A 9,236-nucleotide genomic window follows, 5' to 3' on the forward strand; every position below is an offset into this window, starting at 1 on the left:
TTTATAGAGACAGACATTGCCGCAATTTTTGTCAATTGTTTGCGATCTGGAGCGAACTAATCAATTAAATCTCTTGCCAGATAAGGATTGAGTCGATTTATGCTCCCCTATCGAACCATACCAAGTCCCGAAGAGCCAAAAATACGGATGTTTATTGCCAGAGTGATTGCCCTTGTCTATAAATTGACATACTACTACTATGCTACTTAGTGAAGTGCGGAATGTGGGTCTTAACTAAGAAAAGGTGCGATATCGATGGGGAACCAATCTCCGTCTAATACTTGTTCGAGAGTTAATATAGACTCTAGGGGAATTGTATTTTTATCGACAATTCTCCCATCAATTAGGGTTTGTCTCGCGTCCGAATAGGCTTCCCCGAAGGAATTAAGGGCATGATTTTTCAGTGTTGGGGTTTTCATCTTTTTTTTCAGTTGCACTCGAAAAGTGGCTATCTCTCCTAGCCAATGACGCGCGTTTCGTTCTCTTTCCGTTGTCCAATAACTCAGTTTTAAAAGATGAATTAATAGTTGAGTTAATAAACTTTCGACAGCTTGGCGCTCGCTTTTTCCCATGCACTCTACTTCCTCGATCAGATTTTCCCAGTCCACTCTGTTAAACTCTTTTCGCTTTAAAAGTTCGGCGGTTTTTTCTGTCCAGAGAACAAAATCTTCCTCGTAGAGAACGGAGAGCGATAGCGGGGTTTGTGCGGTCATAATAGATTTCTGGCGTTGCTGATTTGTGATAGGAATTTTGTTGTGTGGGGTTTTTAAAACCTGGAGCCAAACTAACTTTTGGATAGGATGCACAGTTAGCATTCATAGCTTGAGTCAGCAACACCGCAGAAAAATTAATTCTGACTCAAAAATAAACTGGGCAATCCGATAAGATTATCCTGCTTAAAAAAGATCGAATTTTGTTGTCGCAATTTACCGATTAATCTTGTTACTGTTACTCTGGTAGTGCCGATGGCGCTGGCAATTTGAGCGTGAGTTAGGGGATAGGGAAGATAATAGCCTTCTACACAGGGTTGACCGTATTCTTCCAATAATAGAACCAAGAACCCCATTAATCGATCGAGGGAGCGTTTTTGACCGAGAATACTCAACCAAAATAACTTACGCTGGTATTGATGGCGAAAAGTTTCCATAACAGCCGATCGCAATTGCGGCCATTTTTCTAGGTCTTCCCAGTATAACCAGACTAATTCGGTCTCGTCTAGATGAGCTTGGGCTTGTAATTGAAAGGGAAATTGAGAAACAATCTCAAAAGGTTGACCTGCACCCACAAAACCGAGAAATACTTCTTCACTATCGGCAATAGGTAGTTGACGGGGGAATTTTTGGTCGATAACGTTAACTTGTGCCTTACCAAGAATACGAATCGCCCCAGATTCGACAAAGTATAATAGCCCGGGGCGCGTGGCTACTTTTTCATCTTTAGCAAAGGTATGGTTACGATAATGGGATTTTGCCCAGTTAAAGATTTCTGTTTCTTGACCGATTAAGGGTATAAAATCCGACGAAGGAACCGAAGAAGACATTAAAATTAATAACCCACTGGGGCGTTGAGGGAACTGTAAACTAATGTAACAAAAAATTGCTGCGATTGGGGGGGGGTCTTGTGGCCGCTAGATGCTTATTGGCAATAATCCCTAAAAGTTGCGGGGATTGAGCAGATAGGAGAATTATTAAGTATTCTTAACAGAATACCCGCCCCAATGTTACAAAAGCGAGATAATCACCTTATCTATTCTTAACTTTTTCTCGCTTTTCTGGGGACTATGGCATAAGATAGGATGCGTAACTATTAGTTTTCTATCTATGATATAGCGTTTCTCATAAAGATGAAGTATAAAGAAATTTGGCATTATCTCTTGGCGACCAGCTACTGTTAACCGTTCCCTGTTCCCTAAAACCAGATACTTCGTACCTCACTATTAAGATAACTGCTATAGATGATAGTTGATAGATAATTTAAATTTATACTTTTCCTTAAAAACTTCGGTCAAACTTGTATGAATAGCATTAGACAAAAAGTGGAATCCCTCTTGAATCAATTACCGGATGATTGTTCAATTGAAGATATTCAGTATCATTTATACGTTCTGGAGAAGGTGCGTCAAAGTTTGAGCGCGGCTTCTCTAGAGAATACAATCCCCCAAGAAGAAGTTGAGGGTCTTTTAAACAAATGGCTGATCGAGTGAATTATCGCCTTGTCTGGTCGCCCAAAGCAATTGAAGACGTGGATGCGATCGCATCTTATATTAGTCGAGATTCTCCGTCCTACGCGGCGGCCGTCGTGCGTCGAATTCTTGATATAAGCTATTCTTTAGAAAATTGTCCCCTAGAAGCGAAAAAATGCGCCGAATTTAGCGATGATACCATCCGAGAAAAGGCTGCCTATGCCTACCGTCTGATCTATCAAATTCAAGGGGCGGTAGTTATTATAGCGGCGATCGTCCATAGTAAGCATTTCTTGGATTGATCGAGTCAGGGATCAGTGATCAGTGATCAGTGATCAGTTATCAGTTATCAGATTTGAGTTTTCAGTTCACAAGGGCCGAATCTAAAACCAAATTTGTTGAGCTAAAAGCTTTAATCTACTCAGTTTCTAGCCTTCTTTTTAGGTAGGAGAATTGCCAGATTCTTTCTGGGAGCCTCTTGCCTCTTGCCTTCAGTTGACTGATTACTGTTTACTGTTTACTGATCACTGAAAAGTCCCCCACCCCCCAATTTTGAGCCTAATTCCCGCTTAATCCGGTTGAGAATCGAGGTTTCATCGAGGGAATCGAGAATACTGGCTACCACTGCCTTCGGGCCATCGGGTCCCCAGGTGGCCCCATTAGCGAGATAGGTTTTCGTCACTTGGCCGATCGCGTAACAGGATACACCGGCAACCCCCGCTTGAGTCAGGGCGATCGAAGTATAGGGAAGGATAGAAATGCCGCCAGTGGCAGGAATCGAGAGGCCGAGTAGTCCTTTTAGGGAACTTAAGCCCAAAACCGCTAAAAATTCGCTGGCACTAATACCCCCCATATTGAGGGCAATTTTTTGTAAAAGAGCGATCGCTCCCTGACGAGTTAAATCGATGCCGTATAAGCGAGAAAGAGCGAGAATCATGGCTAGATCGATAACTGCTCCCGTCAACAGATCCAACACCGTCACCGGATTAAGAGCGATCGCCGATGCTTTGATCATCACTGCTTTTTGAATCAATTGATTGGCGCCGCGATCACGGATAGCCATTTTGCGGGCGACAATTTGCTCGTTTACCTCGTCCGCATACAGCATAGAATTGAGTGCTACGAGGGATTTACCCTCTCGCTCTAGAATTTCCAAAATTTTGAGTTTCAGGGCTTCTATCTGGGGGTTTCCCCGAAATCGTTGCATTTTTATACGTCCATCCTGCCCTTTAACCGTCTCCGTCAAGAGGGGAGAGGCCGCCACCATAACAATCTCATCGGGGGAGAGTAATTCTTTCACCCGTTCTGAGGCGATTTTCTCATAGATAGCGAGGCGATCGACTTCTGGATACTGATCGATTTTATTAAAGACCAAAATCATCGGTTTTCCCGCTTCCCGTAACTTGGCCAAGGCGGAAAATTCCACTTTGGTCATATCACCGGAGATGATAAAAAGGATTAAATCCACCTGCTGCGCCACCTGACAGGCGAGAATTTCCCTCGTTTGCCCATCTACCTCATCAATACCGGGAGTATCAAGCAATTGCACCTGAGCATTACCCTGGCCGTTCAGGGTCAGACGCGCTAGATTGGGGAAGGTATCATCGCTGCTTAACTGCCAATTTACCCCTTTAATGGTGCGGGTAACTCCGTGTAGAGGACCGGTTGTAAAGATTTCTTGACCGACTAGAGCATTTAAAATCGAGGATTTTCCCCGGCCCACCAGACCAAAAGCGGCAATTTGAATCAGGGATCGATCGAGTTTTTCCAGCAGGGCCACTAGGCGATCGATCTCCGCTTCTAGACCAATTTTCTCGATCGAGGTAAGATCGAGACGCTCAACAAGTTTGCTCAGAGAATTGCGTGCCTGATTATAGTTGAGTTCTTCTTGAATAGTGCCGACACCTCGAAGCGCTTGTTCTAGGTCTTCGGTATTCCAAGCTCGATCGAGGAACGGGTCAGAGGTCATTTCAGTTATCAGTTATCAGTTATCAGTGATTAAGTAGGGCTTGCTGAATAAATGTGAAATGTAGGCAAGGTAAGGTTTTTGTGGCTTTTCTCGCTCCCACAGGTGCAAGATTTTGAGAGAATTGTGCTTCCAAACCTTGCGTCTTCATCGGCCCGCGTCCTGTAGGGGCGAAGCATTCGGGCAATAACCTATCGGTGAAACCGTAGATTTTCTATCCGAATGCTTCGCCCGTACTTTTTGTCGCAAACCCTAAGTAGGTGGGTGTTAAAAATTGTCAGATACTCCCCTTATTAAGGGGGGATTAAGGGGGGATCAAGGGGGGATTTATCTTCAATTATAACCAGCTACTTTATTAAGGATAATCAGGATGAGTGTCATCTACGACTTGGAACACATCACCACCTATCATTATCGTAAACCGGTAACTTTTGGGGAACATCGGGCAATTTTTTTGCCTAGTGCCGGTCACGGTGAAAGAATTATCAGTTATTCTGTAGAAGCGAATATTGCCGCCAAAACGCGCTGGACTATGGATACTCTATCTAACAATGTGGTAGAGCTTGAATTTGCTGAACCAGCGTCAGAATTAATCGTTACCTGTCGATTACGGGCGGAACATTTTGGCTTAAAAGCGATCGCTGATTTTCCCCTCGCTCAACGGGCGATCGAAATTCCCATCCAGTACACCCCCGATGAATGGTCAGATCTAGTGGTGTTTATGCGTCCCCACGCTGAGGATGCCGACGGCAGCTTGGCAGCTTGGGCCAAAAGTTTTGTAGCGGGGGACCAAGATGATACCCTCGATGTCATGGCAAGAATGATGGCGGCTATCAAAGATAATTTTACCTACCAATCCAGGGAGAGTGAAGGAACTCAATCCCCCGGAGAAACCCTGCGGCTAAAGTCGGGAACTTGTCGCGATTATGCTTGGTTAATGATCGAAGCTTTGCGAAGATTGGGTTTAGCCTGTCGTTTTGTCAGTGGCTATCTCTACGATGCTGCCCTCGACGGTGGTGAAGTGGGGATGACTGGCTCTGGTGCTACCCATGCTTGGTTACAGGTTTATCTACCGGGGGCCGGTTGGCGTAATTATGATCCGACTAATCAAATTACCGCCGGCTTTGATTTAATTCGAGTGGCGATCGCTCGTCATCCCGGTCAAATCATACCTCTTTCCGGTTCTTGGTTTGGTGATGCTGATGACTATTTGTCTATGGATGTTAAAGTGACCATTCGCAAGTTGGGGACGCTGCCAGATTTTGATCCGAGGGAATAGGTTGAATTATCGGGTTTTTTCTTGACTGGCGATCGCAAAAAACGGGTTTCTCGAAGAAACCCGTTTTCTACTCATGCAATAAAGCGAAGATTGCCGTTGGGTCATAGCATTTTTATCGATTTTTGTCAAGATATATTTGACACAATTTATTAGAAAAAGGGTTTCTAAAAGAAACCCTTTTTCTGTTTTTCAACTAATACTATTTGACCTAATAGGTAAGGAATAAGAGTAGGGCTAATTCATGAATTAGCCCTACTTTTTTAGGTTCCAACTAATCCTATTTGACTTAATAGGTAAGGTCGAAAGGAACCGAAGCGTCACGCCAAGGCGATTCAAGGGTTTCCAACTAATCCTATTTGACCTAATAGGTAAGGAAAGAACGGTTATATGTCAAAATATACCGTTTCTAAACTGTTTCCAACTAATCCTATTTGACCTAATAGGTAAGGTGGGGTTTCCGGTCATTACGAACCCCGAGGCGATTGCGTTTCCAACTAATCCTATTTGACCTAATAGGTAAGGGATAAGGGTAGGGCTAATTCATGAATTAGCCCTACTTTTTTAGTTTCCAACTAATCCTAATGTGTAATTAATTTTGCTTAGGTAATTAACTGTAAACGGGATTATTTCGGCCAAAGTTTTTGAAATTTTCCCGCTTGACCATTATTCTCGTCTAGAAAACCTAGAAAATAAGCACAATCATCAGAGTCATCGGGAAAAATTGTTAATAATTCTAGGTATTGATGATTATTTTTGGGATACATTCGATGCCAAAGACGACCAATTTGATCGATACTTCCTGTCACCGAGGTTTTATAGATACTTAAATTATCCAGTTTTTGATAGGCTTTGTGAAGCCATTTTATGGCTAGGGAATCATCTTTATCTTCGGCAATTCTTCCCCAAACTTCTACATTTTTAGTATGCCAACTTTCTCGCCAGTTAGCACTATTATCGGGAGTTCTGAGGATATCTTTTTGTAAGGACATCCATTGTTTAGCAATAGTGCGAACATCTTTGATAAAGGGATGAACATGAGTTAAATCTCTGACTTTATTATCGTTGATTAAAGAACTTTTATCCCCCCATTGCCAATGACAGCCAATTAAGGGTTTATTGGGATAATAATCCTCATAGAAAATACTATGATCTGCTCGTCGCCATGATTTACCAAATCCTCCTAATAACATGGCAAAACGAGTGAGAAAACAAATTAATTTTTTTAAGCATTCTTGCTGGTTTTCGGGGAGAGATTGGGTGAGAATCCAGCGTAATTCTCCTGTTACTGTGTAGGTGGGTTCCTTGTAACCCTTGGCAAAGGTTCCTAACTCTAGAGATTTGACACAAAAATCGACCGCTAGTAAACCTTGGGTTGCTTCTCCGTCAATTCCTCCAAATAGCTGATTAACTAACTTTTCGGCATTTTCAGCATCAGTTAAACCGCCAAAAATACGCAAGGCATGACCGCGAATTGCTCCTCGAAAAATATTGGGTCGAAATTCCCTTGCACCATCGAGGCTTTTAGGAGCCATTCCTTGGCCTTTCAGAAAACATTTATATAAAGGTTCTTTTGAAGGTTTAATGTCTTTTGGTAAGCCATAACCGCTACTAACACGGCATCCTAGACCAGATTCTAAAGCTCTTTCCCAGATAGTCCAAATCTCCTCCCAATCGGGTTGTTCTATTGAGGTAGAAATGCCAAATTTTAGGTTAGGTTGATAGAGAGAAATTAAAGCAAAACCACTTTCTCCACTGGGTTTTTGTCGAGTGTTTGGGGTTTTTACTTGCCATCCCTGTTGCGGGTGAACAATATCTAAAAGATTTTCCGTCCAATCATTAACGGGATAACCGCCATGGAAGCGCAAAAGACTAGGGTTATCGCTATCTTTTTCGAGGTGATAACGTTGTTTTTGTTCGGGGGTGCAAGCTTGACAAAAGGCTCCTTTCATGCTGGAACCGGGATAAAATGGTATGCCATAAGCACCCATTACAGGCCGAATTATTCCTTCATCTTGTCCCCCATTAGTGACGAATCGCCACGATATTTGATATTCTTTGGTTTTTACTTCTTGACCAAATTGGGGAGGATTTTCATCGACTCGTTCTATCCATTCTTTTACCCATTTTTGGCTATCATTTTCATCTTTTTTAGAGTCAATATATTGTAATTGCGATCGCCCTTTGGTTTGTGCGCGAAACATCAGGGGGATTTTGTCACCAATATCGGGAATATTAACCATATAATTTATCGTTCCTTTGTTCCTTTATATCTTTGAGTCCACCAAACTAAACAATCGCATAGTTGCGTTAAAACAGCGAGGGTAATTCTCTGGTCTTCTAGCTTTAATTCCCAGAGTTTTTCTGCCATTGCTTGAACAGATTCGGTATCATTTACCTGTACGGTATCGTTAGGGATAGGAATCCCCGCTTCTGCCATGGTTTCGACTAATTTATCCCAAGTTTCTTTCCAGTATTTTGCCTTATTGGTTTCCTTGGATTGTAAGCGCAGATGTTCACCCCAGAATCTTTCTAGTCCATAGGAAACGGATTCACGCATTTTAAAAGATTGATTGAGAGAATCTCGATCCCGTAGTTTGGCAGCGAGAACTAATTTCTGAGCAATGCGATCGAGATTGTATTCTTTCCAAGCCATAATATTAGATAAAATGTAATTATTGATTGGCGTAGTTTAAAATAGTAACTTGGCAACGACCGAAACCGATGGATTCTAATCCTCCGAAATATAATTCTTTTTGGTTTACCGATTCTCCAAAAGGTTGCCATCCTGTTTCTTTGCAAGCAATGGGAAAAACTAAAATACTACCCACGGGTAAAGCTTCCACATTGAAAAAAGCTCCTTTTTCTGTATCCACTTTTTTCTGATCTTCTAGTAGTTTAACCCGGCTTTGTCGGTAGAGTGCCATATCGTGCAGCATGGATATATCGTTATCATTAACGACGACTAATTGAGAAGCTTTTAAATCCGCTTGCGGGGGAATCCACGAAGAAAGCTCCTCTAAGTGTTCAATTTCGAGAAATCCTAAGTTAAAAAATAAAACTTTGCTATTGCGGTTAACTCCCTGCACTACTCGCGCTTGTAAACTAGGGGAAGCAGTATAGGGATTGGGTACTTTTGCAGACATTCCCGTGATTTGTTTGTAGCGTTTTAATAATAGGGGAGAAGTGACCCAAACTATCGGCTGCCCCGGACAAAATACCGGCAACCAAACGAGGGAAGCATATTCAAATTTAACTTTTGCTTCGGTGGTTCCTCCGTCTTCTTGTCCTGGGATTGTTTCGTGTCCGTACCATGTACGTTTTTCATCTATATTGTTCATATCGGCACGAAAACGGCCGCGAATAGAACTACCGGGGATAATTGCTGTTTGGGTGAATTGGTCACGAAAAATGAGGTTAAGATTACCCGTTTCTTCTCCTGCGGTTGCTCCCACATGAAGGGGTGCTAAGGTTTCAAGTATGCCATAACTTTTGTGATACATTTTTTGGTAAAAGTGAGTATTTTAGATGCTTAGGGATTATTCTAAACTAAGTTAATATTAATGTCAGAATTTTCTAAGATTTTGTTAATATTTGATCGTGGTATTTAGGCTATTAGGACAGCACAAAGCTAAGTAGGTGGGTGGAATTAAATATAAAATGAACGTAGGTTGGGTTGAAGCATGAAACCCAACGCCCGCATGGGTTACGCTACCGCTAACCCATCCTACAAATAATTGTGCCTACCTACTTAAGTAGGTGGGTGGAATTAAATATAAAATGAACGTAGGTTGGGTTGAAGCATGAAACCC

The 9,236-nt window shown here is 42.3% G+C and carries 9 protein-coding genes and 1 CRISPR repeat array; of the genes, 3 read left to right on the top strand and 6 right to left on the bottom strand.

Annotated features, from left to right (window positions below):
• Positions 1 to 230: 230 nt before the first annotated feature.
• Both O9290_RS11645 and O9290_RS11650 read right to left on the bottom strand, forming a co-directional pair.
• Positions 231 to 713 (bottom strand): DUF29 domain-containing protein, encoded by a 483-nt coding sequence (locus O9290_RS11645; RefSeq protein ID WP_043998879.1) that lies wholly within the window; start codon positions 711 to 713, stop codon positions 231 to 233.
• A gap of 134 nt (positions 714 to 847) precedes the next feature.
• A complete protein-coding gene (locus tag O9290_RS11650; protein WP_002757489.1) occupies positions 848 to 1,540 on the bottom strand; it encodes a Crp/Fnr family transcriptional regulator in 693 nt (230 codons plus the stop codon).
• 474 nt (positions 1,541 to 2,014) lie between these two features.
• Between O9290_RS11650 and O9290_RS11655 the strand changes: the two genes are divergently transcribed.
• Both O9290_RS11655 and O9290_RS11660 read left to right on the top strand, forming a co-directional pair.
• Positions 2,015 to 2,203, top strand: coding sequence for a hypothetical protein (locus tag O9290_RS11655; protein ID WP_002752772.1), 189 nt, complete (start codon positions 2,015 to 2,017; stop codon positions 2,201 to 2,203).
• On the top strand, positions 2,188 to 2,484 hold the full coding sequence (locus tag O9290_RS11660) for a type II toxin-antitoxin system RelE/ParE family toxin (protein WP_287107454.1): 297 nt from the start codon (positions 2,188 to 2,190) through the stop codon (positions 2,482 to 2,484). Before O9290_RS11655 ends, O9290_RS11660 begins: the two co-directional genes overlap by 16 nt.
• Positions 2,485 to 2,699: 215 nt before the next feature.
• Here the strand turns inward: O9290_RS11660 and O9290_RS11665 are convergent, their stop codons facing one another.
• Entirely contained in the window at positions 2,700 to 4,151 is a 1,452-nt protein-coding gene (locus O9290_RS11665; protein ID WP_288087076.1) for a GTP-binding protein, read from the bottom strand.
• A gap of 367 nt (positions 4,152 to 4,518) precedes the next feature.
• Here O9290_RS11665 and O9290_RS11670 point away from each other — a divergent pair, with 367 nt between their 5' ends.
• Positions 4,519 to 5,427 carry a transglutaminase family protein gene (locus O9290_RS11670; RefSeq protein WP_288025271.1) on the top strand — a complete coding sequence of 303 codons (909 nt, stop codon included), beginning with the start codon at positions 4,519 to 4,521 and terminating at the stop codon, positions 5,425 to 5,427.
• Between the two features lie 185 nt (positions 5,428 to 5,612).
• A CRISPR array of direct repeats spans positions 5,613 to 5,949; the repeat unit is 36 nt; unit sequence GTTTCCAACTAATCCTATTTGACCTAATAGGTAAGG.
• Between the two features lie 101 nt (positions 5,950 to 6,050).
• On the opposite strand, the gene O9290_RS11675 is transcribed toward O9290_RS11670, so the two are convergent.
• Genes O9290_RS11675 through O9290_RS11685 form a run of 3 tightly spaced genes read right to left on the bottom strand, consistent with a single transcriptional unit; the run spans position 6,051 to position 8,927 of the window.
• Complete coding sequence (locus O9290_RS11675; protein ID WP_288058168.1) at positions 6,051 to 7,667, bottom strand: RAMP superfamily protein; 1,617 nt, start codon at positions 7,665 to 7,667, stop codon at positions 6,051 to 6,053.
• A 5-nt stretch (positions 7,668 to 7,672) separates the two neighbouring features.
• Entirely contained in the window at positions 7,673 to 8,080 is a 408-nt protein-coding gene (locus tag O9290_RS11680) for a hypothetical protein (protein ID WP_002757498.1), read from the bottom strand.
• Positions 8,081 to 8,099: 19 nt separating this feature from the next.
• Positions 8,100 to 8,927 carry an RAMP superfamily CRISPR-associated protein gene (locus tag O9290_RS11685; RefSeq protein WP_002757500.1) on the bottom strand — a complete coding sequence of 276 codons (828 nt, stop codon included), beginning with the start codon at positions 8,925 to 8,927 and terminating at the stop codon, positions 8,100 to 8,102.
• Between the last annotated feature and the right edge of the window lie 309 nt (positions 8,928 to 9,236).

This window comes from Microcystis sp. LE19-41.2A (genome assembly GCF_027530405.1).
GTDB lineage: Bacteria > Cyanobacteriota > Cyanobacteriia > Cyanobacteriales > Microcystaceae > Microcystis > Microcystis aeruginosa.

Bases quoted from the DNA above. Each gene is read 5' to 3' on its own strand.
- O9290_RS11675 (WP_288058168.1), bottom strand. From the start codon at position 7,667: ATGGTTAATATTCCCGATATTGGTGACAAAATCCCCCTGATGTTTCGC.
- O9290_RS11670 (WP_288025271.1), top strand. From the start codon at position 4,519: ATGAGTGTCATCTACGACTTGGAACACATCACCACCTATCATTATCGT.
- O9290_RS11645 (WP_043998879.1), bottom strand. From the start codon at position 713: ATGACCGCACAAACCCCGCTATCGCTCTCCGTTCTCTACGAGGAAGAT.
- O9290_RS11680 (WP_002757498.1), bottom strand. From the start codon at position 8,080: ATGGCTTGGAAAGAATACAATCTCGATCGCATTGCTCAGAAATTAGTT.
- O9290_RS11685 (WP_002757500.1), bottom strand. From the start codon at position 8,927: ATGTATCACAAAAGTTATGGCATACTTGAAACCTTAGCACCCCTTCAT.
- O9290_RS11665 (WP_288087076.1), bottom strand. From the start codon at position 4,151: ATGACCTCTGACCCGTTCCTCGATCGAGCTTGGAATACCGAAGACCTA.
- O9290_RS11660 (WP_287107454.1), top strand. From the start codon at position 2,188: ATGGCTGATCGAGTGAATTATCGCCTTGTCTGGTCGCCCAAAGCAATT.
- O9290_RS11655 (WP_002752772.1), top strand. From the start codon at position 2,015: ATGAATAGCATTAGACAAAAAGTGGAATCCCTCTTGAATCAATTACCG.
- O9290_RS11650 (WP_002757489.1), bottom strand. From the start codon at position 1,540: ATGTCTTCTTCGGTTCCTTCGTCGGATTTTATACCCTTAATCGGTCAA.